The sequence below is a fragment of the Leisingera sp. ANG-M7 genome (genome assembly GCF_000813965.1).
Taxonomy (GTDB): Bacteria; Pseudomonadota; Alphaproteobacteria; order Rhodobacterales; family Rhodobacteraceae; genus Leisingera.
Window position 1 is genome coordinate 42136 of record NZ_JWLI01000025.1, and the last position, 21396, is coordinate 63531.

Below are 21396 nucleotides of genomic sequence, written 5' to 3' on the forward strand. Positions count from 1 at the left end.
GCAGTTTCGCCAAGTGCCCCGGCCTCCGTTCAGGGTTGCGCCATGGGGCCGTCAGCGTGTTTGATGCGGGCGCAAGAGAACGGCTTTGGCCGTGCCCCTGCCCCAGCTGACAAAGGCCACGCCATGAAACGCTCTGCCGTCAATGACCTGATCCGCGAAGGCGCCGCCTTCCTCAGCGCCTTCAACGTGCACCTGCCGCCCTTCGCCTTCTGGCCGCCCGCCGAAATGGCGGTGCGGGACCACGCGATGATCGCCGCCCGCGGGCTGGGCTGGGATGTCACCGACTACGGCCAGGGCCGATTTGAGGAGTTGGGCCTGTTCCTGTTCACCCTGCGCAACGGCCTCAAGGAGGACCTGGCCGCCGGCTCCGGCATGCTCTACGCCGAAAAGCTGCTGATCAGCCGCAGGGACCAGCTGTCGCCGATGCACCGCCACATCCTGAAGGCTGAGGACATCATCAACCGCGGCGGCGCCACCCTGGTGCTGGAGCTGTTCGCCAGCGCCCCCGATGGCCGCATCTGCCGCCACAGCGAAGTATCCGTGCCCTGCGACGGACAGATCCGAACCCTGCCCCCGGGCGGCCGTCTGGCGCTGGCGCCCGGCGAAAGCGTCACCCTGCTGCCCGGCGTCTGGCATGCCTTCTGGGGCGAAGGCGGCGACGTGCTGATCGGTGAGGTCTCCACCGTCAACGACGACACCACCGACAATGTCTTCGAAATGGACATCGGACGGTTTTCGCAGATCGAGGAGGACGAGCCGCCGCTGCATCTGCTGGTCTCGGACTACGGGACCTGGCTCAGATGATCCTCTGCTGCGGCGAAGCACTGATCGACATGCTGCCTGCAACGGCCGCGGATGGCAGCGCCTGCTTTACCCCCTGCCCCGGCGGCGCGGTGTTCAACACCGCCATCGCGCTTGGCCGCCTCGGCGTGCCCTGCGGCCTGGCCGCCGGCCTGTCGTCGGACATGTTCGGGCAGACGCTGCAGGAAGCGCTGGAAGCCAGCCATGTCAGCACCGCGGGCTGCGTCATCAGCGCCCGCCCCTCGACGCTGACCTTCGTGACGCTGGAGCATGGCGAGGCGCGCTATGCCTTCTATGACGAGAACACCGCAGGCCGGATGCTGACGCCCCAGGAGCTGCCGCAGCCGGGGCCGGAAGCTGCCGTGCTGTTCTTCGGCGGCATCTCGCTGGCTTGCGAACCCGCAGCTGAAGCCTTTGAGGCACTGGCGCTGCAGTCCCACGCAGAACGGCTGGTGATGCTCGATCCCAACATCCGCCCCGCGTTCATTACCGGCGAGACCCGCTACCGCCGCCGCCTGGACAGGATGCTTACGGTCAGCGACATCGTCAAACTGTCGGAGGACGACCTGGGCTGGCTGTTGCCGGGCGCGGAACCCGCCACGGAAAAGCTGGCCCGGATCCAAGCCATGGGGCCGCCGGTGGTGCTGCTGACCCGCGGCAGCAAGGGCGCCGCGGCGCTGCTGCCCGGCGGGGACATTGTGCAGGTGCCTGCCCGCCCTGCCCCTGCTGCGGCATCAGGCGCAGGCGACACCGTGGGCGCCGGCGACAGCTTCAACGCAGGCTTCCTGGCGGCGCTTGCGCCGGACGGGCAAGCCTGCAAACAGGCGGCCCGGAGCCTGGCGCCAGAGGCCGCAGAGGCCGCCCTACGCCATGGTGCAGCGGTTGCCGCCGTCACCGTTTCGCGCACCGGCGCCAATCCGCCCTGGCAGCATGAGCTGGACCTTTGACCCAAGTCTGAGACGGCAAATCAACACCTTTTCAGCCTGTTACCCGGAACATGTGGCCTTCGGCGGCCTGAAACGGAAGGGCCGGCACGCCCGCAGGCAACCGGAGGAACCGGGGATGTTTCGCAGCGAAACCTAAGCAACGCGAAGTGCTGGCGGCACGTTTCGAAACCGGTTTAATGGCGCATGCCGCTGGCCGGTCCGCGCACAAGGACAGTGCGACTGGTTAAGGTTTCGCTGCGAAACATATGACGAATGGATCCGCGCGGACAGGCTGAAACTCCGTGCCCGCACTGGGGAGGTCCCGCTGCCCTGCCCTAAGGACGCCCGGATGTTTCGCAGCGAAACGTCCCCCTCCCTGGCGTCATTTCCCCTGTGTTCCAGGCAACGAAAAACCCCGGCCTTTCAGCCGGGGTTTCGCTGCGAAACCTCTGATGCGGCCCCAGCCCGCTCAGGTCTGTTCCAAAAGGTGGCGGACGTTTTCCATCACCGCATCGACCAGGTCCGAGGTGACGTTGTTGCCGTGAAAGCGGATGGCATAGCCATTGGGGCCGTGTTCGCGTTCAATGGAGATGCCGTTGGCCAGCCGGGTGCGGCGGCTCTTCTCGACCTTCTGCGCGGTCTTGGGACGGCCGCCGCGGGCGGGGTCCTGCGGCGCGCCTTCGGCCTGTTCCACAAATTGCAGCAGCGCGTCCCATTCCTCTGCCGCGGAGCGCGCGCCTGCCGCCTCCAGCGCTGCGCGCATCACCTCAGCCGTGCCGGTTCGCAGGGCTGCGGCCAGGCGCAGGCACTGGCGCTCATTTAGGCCGGTGGCATAGGCCAGCATGTCGCCCAGCTCCTCGTGGATCAGCGCGAAGGAGCGGATCTTGGAGCGCTTGGCGCGGGAGGCGTGCTGGAACAGCACCGCCACCGCGTCGTCGACATTCTGGAAGATGCCGTCATGCACCGCCGAGGCAGCCGCCCGGCCGCGCTCATACTGGCTGAGGCCGGAGCGGATCTCGTTCTCCTCGATCATCGAAACCAGCGCATTGGCGATGCTGCCGGGCTCTCGGATGAAGGCGGGGATGGTCTGGAACCGTTCGCCGCCGCTGATGGCATTCAGGCGGCGGACCGCGGTCAAGCGGCGGTAGCCGGACACCAGCGCGTATTTACCCGCATCCTCCGGGTTCAGCGGCTCGAAGACCTCGATCGGCAGGCGCAATCCGCTGGCGGAGATCGAGGCCATCAGCTCCTGCATTTCGTCCTCGTCCAGCACGATGCGGTCGCGGTTGAGGGCGTCGGCGGTGATCTCTTCCAGCGGCAGTTCCACCGCCACCAGGCCCTTGCCCTCGGCGGCGCGCAACCGTTCGGCGTCAACCTTGTCCCGCGCCGCCGCCTCGCGGTCAGCCTGGGGCAGCGGGCTGGCGTGGCGGGCGGCGTCGGCCACCACATCGGCGATTGGCGGCCGCAGGCCGCCGGGGCCGCGGGCCAGGTCGCGGTCGATGCCGGCCTCGATTTCCTTCAGCGCCTCGGGCGAGGGGGTCTCAAGCTGTCTGCGGCGTGCCATCTGCTCTGTCCTCTTTCTGGGTCTGTTGTGCCTGCTCCATCTGCTGATCGCGCCACCAGCTGCCGATCAGAAGCTCCTTGAATTCCGCATAGGTCCGGTCGAACACCTCGCGGCCGCGCACATAGGTCTCGCGGTTGAAGTTGCGGTAGTCCGCCTCGTAGATGCCGGACACGCTTTCGCCGGCCTGGCCGACCAGGGCGGTGTAGTCCTGGCGGTAGGCGTTCATCATGTCGCCGAAATAGGCCTGGATCACATTGGCCAGGTCGCTTTGCTGGCTGGCGTCAAAGCGGGTGATCAGGGCGCGGACCACGTCCCATTCGAACTTCATCTCCGGCAGCCCGGCGCGGCGGCGGCCGGCGTTTTCGCCGTCCTCGATAGAGGCGAAGGTGGAATAGAGCATGTCAAAGAAACGGCCCGTCGAATCGAACTCCAGGAACGACGCGCCCAGCGGCACCATCAGGATGTCAGCGGCGGCCAGCGCGTTGATCGTGAGATAGCCGAGGGCAGGGGGGGTATCCAGCAGCACGATGTCATATTCATCGAGCGCGCCACCCGCCTCCAGCGCGTTGGTCAGCGCGTCCCACAGCGCCCAATTGCGCAGCCCCATGCGCCAGACCGGGATCTGAAACTCCGCCCAGTAGAGATTCAGCTGGGCGCCGATGAGGTCGATGTTGGGCCAGTGGGTTTTCTGCACCACGTTTCGCAGCGAAACCTCCCGGGCCTCGGTCAGAGTCTCATCCAGCGGAATAGAGTCTAATCCAGAGGCTACGCGGACCTTGTTCTCGGCCTCCACCGCCTCGGCGTAGTCGCGGGCAAGAAGGGGGAAAACGGTCTGCCATTCATCGGCCACCTGGCCGCCGAGGATCGAGGTCATGGAGCCCTGGCTGTCGAGATCGACCACCAGCACCTTGTAGCCGTCGAGTGCGGCGGACATCGCCAGATGGGCGGCAGTGGAGGTCTTGCCGACGCCGCCCTTGAAGTTCGCCACGGCGACGACCTTGGCGGGCAGGCCTTCGGGGCGGTAGGGGCGGTATTCCTTGGTGGCGATACCTTCGGAGGCGAAATGGTCGCGCAGCTTCAGCACCTCCTCCAGCGTGAACCATTTGGAGCCGCTGGCGCCCTCGCCCTGGGGCAGATCGGGGTGTTTGTTCAGGACCCGGCGCAGGTGGGCGGGCGCGACCGGGATCAGGTAGCGGGTGATCTCCCAAGTGGAGAACTTGCGCAGCCGCTTGCGGCCGTCGGGGGCGTAGCCGCGCTTGGCCAGATCGTCGCGTCCGCGGCCCGCAAAGGCGGCGGCCTTGGCAAATCTGGCGGTGTCCACCAGTTCGCCAAGCTTGGCCGCTGCTGCCTCCGGATCCAGGTTGAAATAGGGGGGCAGGGGGGTGTCAGGTTTCTTTGCCATGTGCCGTTTGCCTCGGGTAGATCGCCTGTTCGGCGTGTTATCCCGGTTTTTGTCGCACATCCTGGGCAGAAGGTGAATCATTATCTGGCAGCGCATCTGTTTTCCGCTGCCGTCCGTATCCCGCGGAATATATGACTCTTTCCCCCAATATTGACTATGGCACAAACAAGTTGAAATGTTGTGAATCTTTGATTCAGTTTAGAGTCTTTGCGGTCAATAAGTGTATGTTAATCAGATAGTTAGATATGTTTTGGGACCTGTTTCCAGTACCGAAGGAACCCGTTTCCAGGAGCATTGGTACCCGTCTGCAGGAACAAGGGGCCCGATTCGCAGGAGGACAGGCACCTGCGACTCAGGACGGCCAAAACGGGCGGTTTCGGGGGCCAGAATAGCCCGGAACGCGGGGTTTGGGGGGCTGATTTGCGGGAAATTCCGTATGCCCCGCCTAAAGGTACCCGTTTGCGGGATGGTCCTCTCCCGTAAAAGGGTGCCCAAAGCAGGATTGAGCGCGGGTGCCTTTTCCGCCATAGTACCCCTGAGAGCAGAACCCGGAGAGTCGCAAAGACCGGAGCGGGCGCAAAAGGGCAGGGCGATGGACGCTGACAACATCCCGCACAGCAAGCTGACAGGCCCCCTGCGCCGGGGCTCAGTGAAGAAGAACGTGGCCGCCATCCATGTCTCCGGCAAGCTGACACTGCTGCAGCGCAAGCTGTCGAATGTGCTGTTGCTCAATGCCTATGACGCGTTGGTGACCAAGCCCAAGCACCAGATCGACGCACAGACGCTGTGCCTGATGGTGGGCTATAACTCCAACGACATGGAGACGCTGAAACAGTCGCTGCGGTCCCTGGCGGAGACGGTGGCGGAATGGGACATGCTGGATGAGCAGGGGCGGCAGGAGTGGGGAGTCAGCTCGTTGCTTTCCTATGCTAAGCTGTCCGGCGGGGTCTGCGAGTATGCCTATAGCCCCGCGCTGGCGGAGAAGCTGCACGACCCCAAGGTCTTTGCCCTGATCAATCTGAACATCCAGCGGCGGTTCACCTCCGGTCATGCGCTGGCGCTTTATGAGAACTGCTACCGCTTTGTGCGGACCGGTTCGACCGGCTGGTGGGACATTGCACTGTTCCGCCGCCTGATGGGGGTGGATGGCAGCGCCTATTACGAGAGTTTCAAGCATCTCAATGCCAAGATTATCAAGCCGGCGGTGGCGGAGGTGAACAAGACCTCCAACATCCTGCTGACGCCGGAGTTCAAGAAGATGGGGCGGCAGGTGGCGGAGGTGCGGTTCCGGATCAAGGAGAACCCGCAGCTGGCAATGCTGGATATCGACGATGGCGCTGGGGTCCGTCAGGGGGCTGTCTATGGCCAGCTGATGGACCTGGGCGTCAGCGACCGGCTGGCGCGGCAGTGGATTGCCGAGCATGGCGAGGATTATGTCGCCGAGAAGGTCGGTTATCTGAAGGGGCAGAAGGGGGTCGACAGCCCGGTGCGCTATCTGAGTGCGGCCCTGCGTGATGATTATAAGTCCGGGCCTGCGGAAGCGGTCAGGGAGGTCCCGCCGGAGGTGATGGCGGCGGCAGAGGCGCGCAAGGCGGCGGAGGCCGAGGCGGCGCGGGCCGCCGCGGCAGAGGATGCGGCCAAGGCGCGGAAGCGCTCCCTGCGGGCGCAGAAGCTGGAGCGGATCCGGGAGCTGGCGGGGGGGCGCTCACCCACCCAGAGGGATGCGGACAAGCGGCTGTTCCTGAGCCGCCTGGAAGATGAGATCGACCGTGAGGAATTCCGCAACCGCGGCTGGGCGGCGGCGCTGCTGGCGGCGGAAATGGCCGCGTTCTGGGAGGAGCTGGTTCCGGGCGCCTTTGAGGATCTGCCTGTTTAGAGCCTGTTTTCCGGGGGTGATCGGGTGTGGCGTGCAGAAGGGAAAGGGAGGCGAGCGTGGCCCTGAAAGTCAAACCCAAGCGCTATGGCCCGGTGTTCGTGATCTTTGATGGCGGCGCTGCGCTGCGCTATGCAAGCAGCGCCGGTGCGGACAGTAGCCCGTACCCGCCTGCAGGCTCCCCCGTGGAGACGATGCTGGCCGCGCTTGGCGCCTGTATCGTGAGGTCGCTGGAATGGACGGCCGGCCGGCAAAAGCTGCAGCTGCCGCCGTTTCAGGTGCGGGTAGCCGGGGTTGGAGCGCCGGAACTGCCGGGGCGGCTGGAAACGGCAGAGGTGACCGTGATTTGCAGGCTTTCGGATGATGCGGCGCTGGCCGGGCAGATCGTGGCGCAGGTCAAGTCCGCCTGCACCGTCAGCAACTCGATGAACAGCGTGGTGACGGTGAGGCTGGACGAGGGCTGACGGCGCTACTTGGTGAAGCTGACGGGCAGGCTGAGGCGGATTTGGACAGCCTGCAGCTTTTTCGGGGCGGGCGGGAATTTTCCGGCGCGGGCGACGGCGTCCAGCGCGGCCTGATCAAACGCGGCAATTCCTGAGGATTTGGCGATGCGGTGGTCCAGCAGCCGGCCGTCGCGGGCAACCGTCAGGCGAAGTACCACCTGAGCCCGGCCTCTGGCACCGGAGGGGTAGCGCTTGCGCCGTTCGATGCGGGCGCGGATCTTGTTGCCCCAGACGGTGCGCAGTTTGGCCTCGCGGCCCGGGTCGGCGGTGGCGGTCCGGGCGCCGCCGGATTGGCCCGCCTCGGCGCCGCCGCCGGCACCCGCGGCGCGCTGTCCGGCCTGTCCGGCCGCATTGCGGTTGGAATTGGCCTTGGGCGGCGGTGTCTGTTGTGGCTTGGCCTGCGGTTCCGGCTTTGGCGCTGGTTTGCGCGGCTTTGGCGGCGGCGCCGGGGCGGTGTCGACCTGCACCGGCTGGGCCGCAGCGGGCTGGGCAAGCGGGGCCAGCAGCGCGGCGCGCGGCGCCTGGGCCAAGTCGATTTGCGGCAAGGCAGGGGCCTGGACCTGCGGCAGGGGCTCTGCTTTCTGTGTTTCGATCTGCGGGGCTTCGGGCGGTTTCTGCCAAGCCTCGGCCATGCGGGCGACCTCGGCGCTGGCGGGCTGCAGTGAGACCAGCGCCTCGCCGCCTGCGCCGCTGGATTGCGCGCCCGTTTCCGGCGCGCTGGCAAAGAGCGCAATGTGGATAAGGCCCGCGAGGCCCGCAAAGACGGTGAACTCAGTGGTGCGCTTCATGGCTGGCGCACCACCAGTTCGGCGCGGGCCAGGCCCGCTTCCGCCAGCTGGCGCAGGATGCGGGCCAGGGCCTTGGCTTCCAGCCGTGCGTCGGCGCGCAGCTGGATTTGCGGGCTGTCCGCGCTGGCAGCGGCGAGGCGGGTGAGGGCAGCATCTCCCTCGGCTCCGTCGAAAAACATCCGGCCCTCGGCGCTGATGTAAAGCACCGGCTGGGCCTCTGGCGCGGCCTCGGAGGCGGCCTCGGGCGGGGTCACGTCAAACGGGTCGGGCTGCGCCAGGCGCGAGGTCATCAGGAAGAAGATCAGCAGCAGGAACACCACGTTGATCATCGGCACGATGGATTCGGCGCGGGGGCGTTTCGGGGGATCGCTCAGGTCCATGGGCGCTGCCTCATTCCACCAGTACGACGTTGCTGAGGCCCGCCTGCTGCAGCAGCGCGGTGATGTCGGTGATGCGCTGCAGCCTGGCACCGTCGCGCCCGCGCAGGATCAGCATGTCGGCGGGGGATTTCATCAGGGGCGCCAGCGCCTGGGCTAGGTTCGCCTCTGCCACCGGCACGCCGTTCACATCCAGGTTGCCGGGGCCGACGCCGATCAGGCGCGGCGGACCGTCGTAGGTGCCGCCCTGTCCGGCCAGCGGCAGTTGCAGCACCGTATCCATGCCAAAGCGTGAGGCCAGCATGAAGAACACCAGGAGCAGGAACACCACGTCGATCATCGGCGTCAGGCTGGGTTTGCGCCGGGGGCGCGGGGCGGGGGCGAGCTGCATAAGGCTACTCGGCGGCCAGCGCCAGCTGATCGGGCTGGGAGGCGACGAAAATGCGGGTGGCGCTGTCCTCCAGATCACGGCGGATGCGGGAGATTACTGCTTCGAACCAGGTTAGGGCAGCGGAGGCGGGGATCGCCACGGCCATGCCGGCGGCGGTGGTCAGAAGTGCCTCCCAGATGCCGCCGGCCAGCAGGGCGGGGTCGGCCTTGGATCCCGCGGCCTGCAGCGCCTGGAAGGCGGCGATCATGCCGAGAACGGTGCCGAGGAGGCCCAAAAGGGGGGCGATGGTGGCAATCAGCTCCAGCGCGCCGAGGCCGGTGGCGGCGCTGGCGAGGTGCAGCTTGGCGACGCGCGCGGTCTCCTCGCGGGCGCGGTCCTCAGGCAGGCTGGCGCTGGCGGCGAGGGCGGCAGCCACCACCTTGGAGCGCACCCCGATGCGGGTCTGCACGATGGCAAGCGCGGCGGCGCGGTCGCCGCGTTCATAGGCCGCGACGGCATCGGCGGCCTTGCCGCGGGACCAGGCTCCGATGAGGGCCAGCCGCCAGATCTTCCACAGAATCAGCGCCAGAGTGATCACGGACAGGGCCGCAATGGCCCAGATCGAGGGGCCGCCGTCGCGCAGGAACTTCAGGGCTTTGGCAGAGGCGTCATTGGCCATCTGCGCCAGTTCGGGCGGGGCGGCGGGCGCTTCAGCCGCAGGCTGCGGGGCAGGGGCGGCTGCAGGGTCCGCTACCGCGCTGTCTGCGTCTGATGGAAGGACCGGGGCCGGAGGCACAGGGGCCGGCGCAAGAGGAGCCGACGGCGCTGGCGCTGTCTTGATGGCGGCGGGCGTGTCTGCGGTAATGGCAGGGACTGGGGCTGCAGGGCTTTCCTGAGCCGCAGCAAAGGGGGCCATGAGCAGAAGGGCAGCCGCAGCTGCGGGCAAACGAAGGGTCATGGACCTGTCTCCAGCCAGAAGCGCCGCAAGGGGCGGCGCCGGTTTCTCGGAAATGGCTGGGCGGCCCCTGAGGGAGCGGGGAATGCCTTGCTGGGAGGTTTCGCAGCGAAACCTGCGGCCACGGGTAGGAAAACCAACCCGTTTTGTCAAGATTTCGGGATCAGGCGGTTGCGGACTGCCAGTCCATCGCCTCAAACGCCTCGCGGAAGGCGAAGCGCGCCAGGTGGCGGTCGATGATATCGCGGGCCTCTGCCAGGTCTGCGGCATCCGGCGCGGTGACCTCTGCGGTCAGGGTGTTTTCTGTGGCCTGCAGGGTGGCCGGGCCCATTCCCAGCGCGACAGTGCCGCGGGTTTCGTCGTGGTCCACGGGCACCTTGTGCGCAAAATGCTTGCACAGCTGCTGCAGGTATCTGGAGGCGTTCGGGGTCTCAAAGCGGCCCTGATCGGTGAGCATGATGTAATCCTTAGTGTTTTACTCAGATTGCGGCACAATAGCGGGCTGCAGGCCTGCCGCAAGCGGAAACCCGGGGTGTATTTTGCCGCCGGGGCGTGAATTTCGCTGCTGACAAGCGGGGCAGGGACCCCTAAAAGGGGCGGGCTGCGGTGCAGGCAGGATCCGCGCCCCTGCCCTTGTTAGACTCTGTTTTAAGGGCTTCGGGCGGGCGGATACGGCGACCCACATCTCAAGCGGTTCCATGAAAATCCTTGAGAGGCCTCCAAAATGTTCCGGGCTTTTGAAAACCTTGTCGATCCCTTTGCGCCTGCGCATCAGGCGCCGCCGCGGCCCGCCTTGCGGGCCTATCTGGCGCAGCAGCTGGCGCCCTACCGCAAATGGCTGCCGCTGATGTTTGCCACCGGCGTTCTGACCGCGCTGATGGAGAGCGGGCTGATTTTCTATTCCGGCCGGGTGGTGGACCTGATGGCGGAGACCGGCGCCGGGGCGTTCTGGGCTGCGCATGGGACGGAGATGCTGCTGGCGCTGTTCTGCGTGCTGATCGTGCGGCCGTCGCTGGTGGGGCTCAATCACCTGCTCTTGGAGCAGACGCTGTCATCGAACCTGCAGGAGCAGGTGCGCTGGCAGGCGCACAGGCATCTCTTGGGGCAGTCGGCGGGGTTCTTTCAGAACGATTTTGCCGGGCGGCTGAGCAACCGGGTGATGCAGATGGGGCCTGCGGTGCAGGACAGCGTGCATATGCTGTTCGAGGCGGTGCTATTTGCCGTCACCTACATGATCGGCGCGGTGGTGGTCCTGACGCAGATCGACTGGCGGCTGGCGGTGCCGCTGGTGGCCTGGGTGGGGCTTTATGCGCTTTATGTGCGCCATACCGCGCTGAATGTGGCGGCGACTGCTGAGAAATGGTCTGATGCGCGCTCTGCCGCGACCGGGCGGATTGTCGATGCCTATGGCAATATCGAGACGGTGAAGCTGTTTGCCCGCGACGGGCAGGAGCAGGCCTATGCGCTGTCGGCGCTGCGGCGGCTGCGGACGCGCTATCAGCGGTTTTTGCGGATGATGACGCGGCTGGCGTTTGGCAGCATCGCCATCAATGGCGTGCTGATCCTGATCGTGGTGGCGCCTGCGATCTGGCTGTGGATGTGCGGGGCTGTCAGCGTTGGCGAGGTGGCGGCGGTGTCGGCCCTGACGATCCGGCTGAACGGGATGAGCGGCTGGATCCTGTGGGTGACGATCCGGCTGTTTGAGAACATGGGGGTGATCCGCGAGGGGCTGCGGTCCTTGTCGGCGGAACATGAGGTGACGGATGCGCCGGCGGCAAAACCGCTGGAAGTGGCCCGTGCCGAGGTGCGAATCGAGGATCTTCGGCACCATTACGGTAACACGGCTGGCGGGGTGAACGGCATTGATCTGCATATCCCGGCGGGCCAGCGGGTGGGCATTGCCGGGCCGTCGGGGGCGGGGAAATCGACCCTGATCAACCTGCTCTTGCGGTTCCGCGACCCGGAAGGCGGGCGCATTCTGATCGACGGGCAGGACATCCGCGGGGTGACGCAGGAGAGCCTGCGCAGCCGGATCGGGGTGGTGACGCAGAACACCTCGCTCATTCACCGCTCGGTGCGGGCCAATATCATGTACGGCAACCCCGGTGCCACGGAGGCGGAGATGATCGCTGCCGCTAAGCGGGCCGAGGCGCATGAGTTCATCATGGGGCTGCGCGACCATGCGGGGCGGACCGGCTATGACGCCCATGTAGGGGAACGCGGCGTGGCGCTGTCGGGCGGCCAGCGGCAGCGGATCGCGATTGCGCGGGTGGTTCTGAAGAACGCGCCGGTCCTGATCCTGGATGAGGCAACCTCGGCACTGGATAGTGCGGTGGAGGCGGCGATTCAGAAGACGCTTCTGGATGTGATGCAGGGCAAGACGGTGATTGCGATTGCCCACCGGCTGTCGACGATTGCGCAGATGGACCGGATCGTGGTGCTGCAGGAGGGGGAGGTTGCCGAGGACGGCAGCCACGCCGAACTGCTGGCGCGGCAGGGTGTCTATGCCGGGCTGTGGCAGCGCCAGGCGGGCACGGCGGAGCGGGTGGCGGAGATGGTGTGATTTCACACAGGCTGGATGCGGAAACAGAAAACCCGGCACGTTAGCCTGCGTGCCGGGTTTCTTGTGCCAGGATCGGGGGCCGACGTCTTCAGACCGCTTCCGCGGTTTCGGGCTCCGCCCGCCGGATCCGGGTGCGAATCTGGGCAATATCGCTTTTCAGGGTCTGGAAAACCGCATCCCCGAACCATTCCAGCGAGGCCTCGCAGGCTGGGTCCTGGGCCATTTCTGCCAGCAGCGGGCCATAGTCATAGGCACCTTGGAACAGCGGCACCATGCCGTCGCGGCTGCCTGCGGCGCTGTAGACGTTGCCGGGGGCAAACACGTCCAGACGGTCGCGGGCGGAGACGTTCTTCAGGTGGTAATGGGCGATGCGGGGCAGGAGGATGCGGCGGGCCTCTACCGGGTCATCGCCGCCCTCCCAGACGTGCAGCGCGTCGAAATTGATGGCGAGCGCGTCGTGGTCCGTGGCGCCGATCAGATCGCAGGTGGCGGAGAGCGTGTCGGCCAGGGTGCCGGGATGGGTTTCGACCAGCAGGCGCAGCCCGTGATCCGCGGCGATAACGCAGGCCTCGCGCAGGGCGCGGATGGTCTGGCGGCGTTCTTCCGCTGTGGCGTCGGCGCTGGCCTGCTGGCCCGCAAAGGTCCGCATCTTGGTGGCGCCCCAGGTGCGGGCCTGGGCGCAGAGCGCCAGGGTGCGGCTGCGCAAGAGGTCCGGGTCATGCAGCGGCAGGTAGTCGCTGATCATCGGCACCGACAAGCCCTGCGCGGCCATCCACTGGGCGTTGTGAATGGCCAGAGGCGGCTGGCTGCGGGCGTGCACACCCCACAGCTCAATCCCCTGAAGCCCGTTGTCGCGGGCCCAGAAGGCGATGTCCTTGAGCCCGATCAGCTGGTGGCGGAAAGAAATGGTGCATAGGAATATCTTCATGCCGGAACCTCCTGCGGCTGGGGGCTGGCCGGGCGGCAATTCTGGGCTGGCAGGTTGGCGGCGCACCAGGTGTCAAACTGGGCGTGCAGCGCCGCTTTGATGGTGAATTCGAGCTGGTCCAGCGCATCGAGGGCTGCGAACAGGTCGGGGATCATGGCGCGGTCGCCGGTATGGGCGATGCGGGCGGCCAGAAAGTGCAGGCTGCGGAAGCCTTCGCACAGCGCCTCGACCCGGTCGCATTCGGCGTCGAAGGGTTCAAACGGTGTGTCCAGCTCTTGCCAGAAGAAGGCAAAGGCGTGCTCATAGGCGTATTTGCGCAAGGAGAGCACCGGCATTTCCCGCACCGCGCGTCCCAGGTCGGCCAGCGCCAGCGGGCGGGCGGGGTCGCAGTGGTAGGTGAAGATCCGCCGCAAGGCGGAGGTCAGCAGGTTGTCGTCTGCGCGGAAGTTCTCGGTGAAATAGGCGGCCAGATCCTGTGGCTGCGGCGCCTGCGCGTTGCCGCTGTTCAGGATGTATCCGCCCGCCACCGTGGGTTGCGCCATCGCGTTCAGGATGGTTTCGCGCGGCAGGTCGCCGCGCCAGCGGTAGTCCGGGTCATAGAGGTGCCAGAGGTCCGGATCATCGGTCAGCTCAATGATGACATAATGCGGGAAGGGGTTCTGGTTGTACTTGTTCTCGCGCTCCGGCAGGTGGAACATGTCGAGGAAGACCACCAGCTGCTCGTCATCGGATTTGGTTGAGAGGAGCTGTTCGAAGCGGATCAGGTTCTGTTCCTTGGTCCGGCTGTGGTCGTACCATTCGCGCACCGGGATGTTGTAGAGCCGTTCGACCCAAGCCGCGAAATGGTCCTGGGTGATCTCTTCGCTGTGGTAGGCGAGCTGCATCGAAGGCGTCACCGCAAAACTGCTGTCCCAGGTGCCGAAATAGAACGGGCGGAAGTTCAGATGCGCGTGGCGCCGGATCGCGGCGCAGAGGCAGCTGACGAAGCAATGCACGGTGATTTCGCTGGGGGCGGGGGCGTTGGAGGTGTCTTCGGCGGCTTCAGGGGCCTCGCCCAGCAGCATGCGGATCAGCCCGTCGACGGTTGCGAAATCGCTCTTGGACAGCTCGCGTTCGGGCATCTCTATGCCGTGGTCGGTCTCCAGATGCAGCATCAGGTTAATGAGGATCACCGAGTCGATGTGCAGGTCATCGTTCAGCACCGCCTGTGCGGAGAAGTTCTGCATATGCGGATTGGCGAGCGGGCCGGAGAGGGTCTGGCGGATGGCCTCAAGGATCATGTCGTAGGTCATGCGTCCGCACTCTCCGGTGTGAATTTTGCGGCGATTTCGCGGCGGCTGATTTTGCCGTTGGCCTGGCGGGGCAGGGCGGGCAGGTGCTGGATCAGCGCAGGCTGCTGGTAGTCGGCAAGGGCTGCGCGGCAGGCCTGGCGGATGGTGTCTTCGCTGGCGGTGCCGGCATACAGGAGGCCCGCGCGGGCGCCGGAGTGCGGGTCGGGCAGGCGGAATGCGACGGCGTCACTGACGCCGGGCAGGGCCATGACGGCTTTTTCCACGTCCTGCGGATAGACGTTGAGGCCTGCGACGTTGATCATGTCATCGGCGCGGGCAGTGAAGACCAGCATGCCGCTGTCATTGAGGTGGCCGAGGTCGCCGGTGTCGATCGTCTGCCCGGCGATGGTGATGCGGATTGCTTCGGGATTGCTGCTGCATCCGGCGGCCAGGGCCACATGCGGCAGCGGCTGGCCGACGTCATAGGGGTTTTGCAGATCCTGGTTGATGGCGACGCAGCCGGCCTCGGAACAGCCGTACTGCTGGAACAGATGGGTGGTGCGGGCGCGGATCACCTGGAACCAGGCCTCTGGCAGCACGGTGCCGGAGGTGTTGGCCGCGTAGAGGCGCTGGCCCTCGGGCAGGAGGCGGGCCAGCGTGTGCAGCATCGCAGGCGAGGTATAAAGCAGCGGCTGACCGGTTTCGCGCAGGCGGCGCAGGATGTATTTCGGGTTCAGGCTGTCGAGCACCACCGGCACATGGCCGCGGTGCAGCGCCACGAAAACGCCGGCAATCAGCCCGTAGGAATGGGTGACGGGGCAGGCGATCACCGGCGTCATCGCCGCACTGGCGGTGAAGAAGGCGGCGTAGCTTTCGACCTCTGCCGCGATTTCGTCCCAGGTGCGGGTGATCACCTTGGCGGCACCCGTGGTGCCGGAGCTCATCTGCACCAGAACGCCGCCGCGCGGGGCGGTGTCCGTCTGAGGCAGGGTGGTCTGTTTCAGCCCGTCGCTGAGCATCACGTCGCAGCCCGCCGCCTGCGCCATTTCGCGGGCGGTTTCAGGCGGGATGCCGGCGTGAACCGGGAAGACGCCGGCGCCTTGCGCGCGCAGGTACAAAAGCGCCGAGAGCGCGGCGCCGGCGTTTTGCATGTGCAGGCCGTAGCGATGCGTGGCGGGATCCATCAGCACGCGGTCCAGCCGCGCGGCTAGGTCTGAGGGGTCGATAGTCGTGTCGTTCAGAACAAACATGGCGGTTATCCTTTGTCGGTGGCCAGGGCGTTGGCGATCAGGTGGCCGTGCTGCGGGTTTTCAGGCTCTAACTTGTGGGAAATCAGGCTTTCGGCGCGGATTTGCGGGGTGAAGGGTGCGAAAATCGCCTGCCGGTCCTGCATTCCGTGCTCAGCCGCGTAGCGGTCCAGCCGGCTGCGGACGCGGCGCCAGAAGGTGGCCTCTGCCAGCCCGTAGTGGCGCTGCAGAAGGTCGGAGAGGTCGGCGAGGTTGAAGACAAACAGCGTGTCCATCACCAGCCAGCGCAGCTCCTCAGACGCGGACATGCGGTGGAACTTGTCCAAGGGCGCGTGTTTGTAGGCCGCATCTATTTGCGACAAGTCCGGGCAGAGGTTCGGGCGCGAGAGCAGCTCCGGCACGTATTCCAGGCTTTCGTGGAAATCGCGGGCGATGAGGCCGGTTGGCCAGCCGTTTTCGTGGTGCAGGATCAGGTTCTGGCCATGCGCCTCCAGCCCGATGCCGTGCGCGACCATCAGGTGCCAGACGGGCAGCACCGCAACCTCGATCAGCCGGGCAAGCCAGGCGTCGAGGCCGTGGGTTTCGATCCAGGGGGCAATCAGGGGGCGACCGTCGGGGTCTGTGAGGGCAAGGCCGTTCACGGGCATCATATGTTCCGCGGGCAGGCCAAGCGCTTCGGGGCTTTGCCGCCAGATCGCGGCCAGATGCCCGTCGAGCGCGGTGCCGCGGCCGGCGGTGATGGCGGCGTATTCCGGCAGGATGGTCAGCGGGTAGCGGCTGGTGAACAGCGGGTCGCTGTCCAGCACCAGCGCCAGCCAGTTGGAGATCGCGGGCGCGACGGCAACGGATTCTGGCGCGAGGGTGCGCAAGGCCGAGGTGTTGCGCATCGCCATGGCGGTTTTCACATGCGCGCGGGCGGGGTCTGCGGCGTTCATCAGGGTGCGGATCGACTGGGTGGCGCGGCAGGGGGTGCCGATGGGGCCAATCTCTGCGAGCCGGCCTGCGTTGCGCCATTTGGTGAAAAGCGGGTCTGATTGCAGCTTGGCGTGCTGCCAGGGATGCAGGGGTAGCAGGCGGAAGCTATCCAGAGGCGCGCCGTTCTGCTCTGCCAGTGCGGCGATGCGCTGCCATTCGGCGGTGCCCAGTTCGTGCTCCCAGAAATCCGACGAAGGCAGCACCTGCTCCACCAGAGACTGGTGCTGCAGCACGCCGACCAGGCGGAAGGTTTTACCGCCTTCCGGTCCGTAGGCGAGGTGGTCGGCGTCGGTGAAGCCACTGCGGGCCTTGTAGCAGGGGTGATAGGGGTGGCCCTCGTGCAGGGCGGTTTCCAACGCGGAGATGCCCAAACGGTACCGCCGGGTTGCGGCGGGGATGTGCAGCGCGGTCAGATCGCTGAGGTGCTCAGTGTGCCGAAGGTCGGCGCGCAGGATGTCAAGCGCAGGGGAGGGATCCGCCACCGCAGTCAACACGTCTTCGGTGGTGGCGGGGCGCCATGTGTTGCTGCCCTGCACCTCGATGCTGCCCTCCTGCAGCCGGTAGCGGCCAAAGGCACCGCGGCGGCCGCGGGCGCGGAACTGGTTCTGGCGCAGGGACCAGTGGATGGTCTGGCTGCGGTTCAGTTGCAGCGATGCGGCCCAGCCCTCGCTGAGCAGCGCCTCGCACAGCTGGCGCAGCACGCGGGGGGCGGACGACGCGCGGCTCAGGGTCTCATGTAAGGACATCGGTGCGCTCCTGCACGGGCTGCGGCTGTGCCGCGGCAATGGGGTTCGGCATCTGCAGAAACAGCCCCTCCTGCGCTTCGGTTTCCAGCTCATCCACGTTGCGGGCGCGGGTCAGCAGGTTGGCCTTGGCGCTGAGCGCAGGGGCGGTCAGCAGGTAGCGGGCGAAATCCGCCCCGGCGCCGCTGAGACGGCTGGCGGCCGTAGTCAGGCGGCGGCGCAGTTGCAGCAGCAGATCAGGCTCCGGCGCCAGCCCGTCGCAGCCCAGGCGGCGGATTACTGCAAAGATCTGGTTGACCACCAGGTAATAGGCCATTCGTTCATTGATGTGGGCGCGCGGGTAGACCAGTGCGGGCTGCTGTGTCAGCGAGGGTTCCAGAGCGTTGAGGCGGGGCAGGGCGTCCTGGGCGATGAAATAGCCCTGATTGTCGCGGTAGTAGCCGCGCGACGGCAGGCCGGTGCTGAGGTCCAGAAGGCTGTTCTGCTGATGCGCCTCCAGCGCGATGCCGTGGCGGTCATAGAGATCCAGCACCGGGTCGAGCATGCAGGTCAGGTAGGCCTCGAACCACAGGCGGGCGGTGTCTGCCGGTGTCTCACCGTGGTCTGCCGCCAGCTGCTGGATGAGGCGTGTGAGCAGCGCGGTGCGGCCCGGAAGCGGGTCGGCGGTGAGGGCTGCGAGGTTGTAGATGCCTGTTCCATCAGTCCCTGCAAAGGGGTTTTCGCGGAAGATCACCTCAAAGCCGCTTTCGCTGCGGCCGGGCAGGGTCAGGGTCAGATAGGCCGGGTCGTTGAGGATGCGGAAACGGGGGCCGTCGGCGTCCAGATGTTTCAGCAGCCGCGCCATCAAGACGCCGGTTTCCAGCTCGTTATGCTTGGTCACGCGGAGGGAATTGGTGAGCCGAACCGGGACCGAGAATTTCAGCATCCAGCGGCAGCCCGGCGCATAGAGTGTGCGCAGGGAGGAGGTGGCGTTGAACGCGCAGCCGGCCTCGCCCAGGTCGCGCAGGCGGCCTGTTGCCAGCAGGGCCTGCACCTGCGGATCCAGCCGCAGCATCTGCGCCTGCAGCGGGTGGGCGGGGATCATCACCTCATCAGGGCGCAGCCGGAAGGCGCCATCGAGGCCGGGGATCTGGCGGAGCATGTCCGCGGGGGCCTGATGGGCGGAGCCTAGGGTGACGAGGCTCTGGTCCGCGGCAAAGAAGGTGAGGCGGAATTCACCTGCGTATTCAGGCGCATAAGCCGCCTGCTGCCAGGTGGTCAGCCCGTCGCGGCTTTTGGGGGTCGGGTGCAGCCAGTGGCCGAAGGTGAGCGCTTGTTCTGCGGCCAGAAAGCCGTCGGGTTCCGGTGTCCCCGCGTGGCGGATCAGGTTCTGCTCGATCCCGGCGTTGCTGTTGAAGAGGCCGCGCAGGAATTCCGGCAGCTGGCCCGCATCGCGGCTGTTGAGCCGCGTGAAACACTCCTGCGCGATCAGGGTGAGGACCTGAACCGGCGGCGCGGAGTGCCAGGTGCTGGAGCCATCAAACAGGATTTGCGCCGGGCCGAAGCGGTGGGGGCCGGTTGCAGAGAAATAGGTGATCCGCACCCGCAGCCGGGCGGGGATATGGCTGAGCGGGATTTCCACCGTGCTGCGGTCATCGGCCAGCACGGCGCTGCCGGGGGCCATTTCGCGCAGATAGGTGTTGAGGAGCGCCTGAAGCGAGGCGGCCTGCGCGGCCGTTGCGGCGCAAGCAGGGGCGTCAATGCTCTGCTGGAGGCTCATTGCGGGCCTCCCGTTAGGGGGCGGGCAGGGTGCATGGGGTCTTCCCGTAGCCGTGCCGCGGCGCAGGCGGTCCCCGGCGGAGCCGGGCCGTCGGGCCGGGTCAGTTTTAGACAGGAACTAGCGGGATAGCTGGCTGCGAAGCGGCGCGGGCAAAAGGCTGGCCGCCGACTGTGAAAAGGGTTTCACGCCCCGTACTTAGCCTGTGCGGCGGGGCGGGGAAAGGAATTTCTGACTATTTTACTGTGTTTTGCAGTGCCCGGCGGAGAACCGCCGGGCACTGCAAGCCCGCGGAGGCTTAGAACTTGAGCGTTGCAACGACCGAGATGTTGCGGCCCGGTTCGTTGAGGGTGGCAACTTCCGAGGAGATGTACTCGGTGCCATAAGTGGCGCGGTCGGCGTATTGCTTGTCGAACACGTTGTCGATGGCGGCCCGGATGGTCAGGTTGCCCAGCGATGGCGGGCTGTATTCGGCAAACAGGTTCAGCACGCCATAGCCGGGCTGTTTCCGGGTGTAGCTTTCGTAGACGCCGTTGTCGTTTGAGAGCGCCGCCTCGACGCTGCCGCCGACCAGCAGGTTCATCGCTGCGATCTCCTGCTGCACCTCGAACGCCAGCACCTTGCCGACCGGGGTGCCGGAATCGACCAGGAAGAAGCTCTCTGCCGCCTCGCCATTGAAGGAGACGTCGGCGTTGTTCATGGTGAAGCGGGCAAAGCCGCTGTTCCAGCCGTAGGTGGCGGCAATGTTGAAGCCTTCGCTTTCGAAATCATTTCCGGAGACAACGCCGCGGCGGGACACGCTGCGGACATTGTCGATATTGGTTTTGAACAGTTCGCCGCCCAGGGTCCAGTTGCCGCGCTGCCAGTCGGCGCCGACCACGATGTTTTCGGCACGGGACGAGCGGATGTCCGTGTAATCCCAGGTCCGGAAGAACAGGAAGTTGTCTTCAAGGTCATAACCACCGAACACGTTTGAATAGCCTGCCCGCAGCGACAGGGAGTCTGTCACGTCATAGACCACCGACAGGTTGCCGCTTGCGCCGGAGGCTTCGTCAGTGAAGGCGGTGCCGGACTGGGCGAAGTCCTGGCCGGTGAAGTCCTGCCAGTCATAGCGCAGACCGGCTGAGACGCTGAGCCGGTCGGTGGGTTCCAGGCGGGCCTGGGCGAAGATGCCGAGGTTTTTGCTTTCCTCGCCGGTATTGCCGTTGGTCCAGGTTGCGTTCACCGAGCTTTCGCGGATCTGGTAGTCCACCCCGGCGGTGATCGTGTTGCTGTCCGACAGGTGGAAATCGTTCTGCAGCGTCAGCGAGTAGGTCTTCGAACTGGTGGAGGTGGAGTCGCCCCACGGATCAGACGGGCGGTCGACATTGATTTCGGAGAAGCCGAGGGTGGCCGAGGGATCCCAGAGGCCGGATTCATTGCCGCTTTCATAGCGCAGCGAGGCGATGCGGCGTCTGGTGTTATAGGTGGCAAAGTCGGCGCCGCTGCTGGGGCCGAAGTTGGGCCGGATGTTGCGAAGCTCGTTGTCCTGCGCCTCCTGGAAGGACAGCTCGATCCGGTCGCCCTGGTCGCCTTCATAGGCAAACTTCAGCAGGCCCGCGGTCAGGTTGGCGGCGGAGCCGGAGATCTCAACGCCGCCGCCGTCCTCGTAGTTGCTGCCGGTGGCGCGTTTGGCGTAGCCGAGGATTTCGAAACCGCCGCTGCGGCCCGCCAGGGTCAGCGACCCCTGGGCGGTGTTGCCGTTGCTGGAATAGGACAGGCGGGACTGGCCGCCGAAGGTTTCGCCGTCTTCCAGGATGTCTTCGGCGTCGATGGTTTCCATCACCACCCGGCCGGCCAGCGCGCGCGGGCCGGCGTCGGCGGGGGCAACGCCGGGATCGACGCGTACCGATTTCATCAGACCGGGGTCGAAGGCGTTGGCGCTGACGTGGTGGAAGGTGCGGTTGTTCTGGCTGATGCCGTCCACCTGCACCGCGAGGTTCAGCATGTCGACGCCGTTGACGAAGATCTTTTGCGCAATCGGAATGCCGCCGCCGACGGAGACCGAGGCGATGCCGGCAAACAGGTCCTTGAGGTCGCCCATTGCGGCGCGTTCGATCTCGGCGTCGGCCACATAGATCGAGGTGGCGCGGTCTGCGGCGTTGCCGATGGGGTCGCGCTGTTTGACCACGATCGGGTCGAGCGACAGGACCTCGTCTTCCTCGGCCAGCGCGGCGGAGGCGGTGATGAGTGTGAGCGCGGTGCTGCAGAGCAGCCCGGACAGGCGGATGCTGGAAGTTCGTGCCATGATTAACCCGTGTTCTTGGAGCTGTTAGCTTGGGTTAAATCCTGGCTCGCCTTTTCAAAGGCTTGGG

At 66.1% G+C, this 21396-nt stretch carries 18 protein-coding genes; 5 read left to right on the plus strand and 13 right to left on the minus strand.

Translation table 11 applies throughout. From position 1 onward, the window contains the following. Positions 1-123: 123 nt before the first annotated feature. Together RA26_RS20430 and RA26_RS20435 are read left to right on the plus strand one after the other, a co-directional pair. Positions 124-804 carry a D-lyxose/D-mannose family sugar isomerase gene (locus RA26_RS20430; protein WP_039187116.1) on the plus strand — a complete coding sequence of 227 codons (681 nt, stop codon included), beginning with the start codon at positions 124-126 and terminating at the stop codon, positions 802-804. Beyond that, positions 801-1748: a carbohydrate kinase family protein gene (locus RA26_RS20435; protein ID WP_039187003.1), complete on the plus strand. Its 948-nt coding sequence runs from the start codon at positions 801-803 to the stop codon at positions 1746-1748. Before RA26_RS20430 ends, RA26_RS20435 begins: the two co-directional genes overlap by 4 nt. 448 nt (positions 1749-2196) lie before the next feature. On the opposite strand, the gene RA26_RS20440 is transcribed toward RA26_RS20435, so the two are convergent. Together RA26_RS20440 and RA26_RS20445 are read right to left on the minus strand one after the other, a co-directional pair. Further along, the gene (locus RA26_RS20440; RefSeq protein WP_039187004.1) at positions 2197-3291 is read right to left on the minus strand and encodes a ParB/RepB/Spo0J family partition protein; all 1095 of its coding nucleotides are present in this window, start codon (positions 3289-3291) and stop codon (positions 2197-2199) included. Further along, entirely contained in the window at positions 3269-4693 is a 1425-nt protein-coding gene (locus tag RA26_RS20445; RefSeq protein ID WP_039187005.1) for an AAA family ATPase, read from the minus strand. The genes RA26_RS20440 and RA26_RS20445 overlap by 23 nt, the downstream gene beginning before the upstream one ends. 592 nt (positions 4694-5285) lie before the next feature. Between RA26_RS20445 and RA26_RS20450 the strand changes: the two genes are divergently transcribed. Together RA26_RS20450 and RA26_RS20455 are read left to right on the plus strand one after the other, a co-directional pair. Then, a complete protein-coding gene (locus RA26_RS20450) occupies positions 5286-6569 on the plus strand; it encodes a replication initiation protein (protein ID WP_039187006.1) in 1284 nt (427 codons plus the stop codon). A gap of 56 nt (positions 6570-6625) precedes the next feature. Then, positions 6626-7030, plus strand: coding sequence for an OsmC family protein (locus RA26_RS20455; RefSeq protein ID WP_039187007.1), 405 nt, complete (start codon positions 6626-6628; stop codon positions 7028-7030). A 5-nt stretch (positions 7031-7035) separates the two neighbouring features. On the opposite strand, the gene RA26_RS20460 is transcribed toward RA26_RS20455, so the two are convergent. The 5 genes from RA26_RS20460 to RA26_RS20480 all read right to left on the minus strand — a co-directional run bounded on the left by RA26_RS20460 (position 7036) and on the right by RA26_RS20480 (position 10016). Further along, positions 7036-7857: an energy transducer TonB gene (locus RA26_RS20460; protein WP_039187008.1), complete on the minus strand. Its 822-nt coding sequence runs from the start codon at positions 7855-7857 to the stop codon at positions 7036-7038. Further along, a complete protein-coding gene (locus RA26_RS20465) occupies positions 7854-8237 on the minus strand; it encodes an ExbD/TolR family protein (RefSeq protein WP_039187009.1) in 384 nt (127 codons plus the stop codon). Before RA26_RS20465 ends, RA26_RS20460 begins: the two co-directional genes overlap by 4 nt. A gap of 10 nt (positions 8238-8247) precedes the next feature. Beyond that, the gene (locus RA26_RS20470; protein ID WP_039187010.1) at positions 8248-8625 is read right to left on the minus strand and encodes an ExbD/TolR family protein; all 378 of its coding nucleotides are present in this window, start codon (positions 8623-8625) and stop codon (positions 8248-8250) included. Positions 8626-8629: 4 nt separating this feature from the next. Next, positions 8630-9562: a MotA/TolQ/ExbB proton channel family protein gene (locus RA26_RS20475; protein ID WP_039187011.1), complete on the minus strand. Its 933-nt coding sequence runs from the start codon at positions 9560-9562 to the stop codon at positions 8630-8632. A gap of 160 nt (positions 9563-9722) precedes the next feature. Next, on the minus strand, positions 9723-10016 hold the full coding sequence (locus RA26_RS20480) for a DUF2218 domain-containing protein (protein ID WP_039187013.1): 294 nt from the start codon (positions 10014-10016) through the stop codon (positions 9723-9725). 267 nt (positions 10017-10283) lie between these two features. Here RA26_RS20480 and RA26_RS20485 point away from each other — a divergent pair, with 267 nt between their 5' ends. Next, complete coding sequence (locus tag RA26_RS20485) at positions 10284-12122, plus strand: ABC transporter ATP-binding protein (RefSeq protein WP_039187014.1); 1839 nt, start codon at positions 10284-10286, stop codon at positions 12120-12122. Positions 12123-12210: 88 nt separating this feature from the next. On the opposite strand, the gene RA26_RS20490 is transcribed toward RA26_RS20485, so the two are convergent. The 6 genes from RA26_RS20490 to RA26_RS20515 form a co-directional block, all read right to left on the minus strand. Then, positions 12211-13050, minus strand: coding sequence for a sugar phosphate isomerase/epimerase family protein (locus RA26_RS20490; protein WP_039187015.1), 840 nt, complete (start codon positions 13048-13050; stop codon positions 12211-12213). Beyond that, the gene (locus RA26_RS20495; RefSeq protein WP_039187016.1) at positions 13047-14342 is read right to left on the minus strand and encodes a DUF6005 family protein; all 1296 of its coding nucleotides are present in this window, start codon (positions 14340-14342) and stop codon (positions 13047-13049) included. The genes RA26_RS20490 and RA26_RS20495 overlap by 4 nt, the downstream gene beginning before the upstream one ends. Beyond that, the gene (locus RA26_RS20500) at positions 14339-15571 is read right to left on the minus strand and encodes an AMP-binding protein (protein ID WP_039187017.1); all 1233 of its coding nucleotides are present in this window, start codon (positions 15569-15571) and stop codon (positions 14339-14341) included. The genes RA26_RS20495 and RA26_RS20500 overlap by 4 nt, the downstream gene beginning before the upstream one ends. Before the next feature lie 5 nt (positions 15572-15576). Then, on the minus strand, positions 15577-17289 hold the full coding sequence (locus RA26_RS20505) for an IucA/IucC family protein (RefSeq protein WP_039187020.1): 1713 nt from the start codon (positions 17287-17289) through the stop codon (positions 15577-15579). Further along, the gene (locus tag RA26_RS20510) at positions 17276-19045 is read right to left on the minus strand and encodes an IucA/IucC family protein (protein ID WP_052272511.1); all 1770 of its coding nucleotides are present in this window, start codon (positions 19043-19045) and stop codon (positions 17276-17278) included. Before RA26_RS20510 ends, RA26_RS20505 begins: the two co-directional genes overlap by 14 nt. A 295-nt stretch (positions 19046-19340) precedes the next feature. After that, on the minus strand, positions 19341-21329 hold the full coding sequence (locus tag RA26_RS20515) for a TonB-dependent receptor plug domain-containing protein (RefSeq protein WP_052272512.1): 1989 nt from the start codon (positions 21327-21329) through the stop codon (positions 19341-19343). Positions 21330-21396 lie beyond the last annotated feature (67 nt).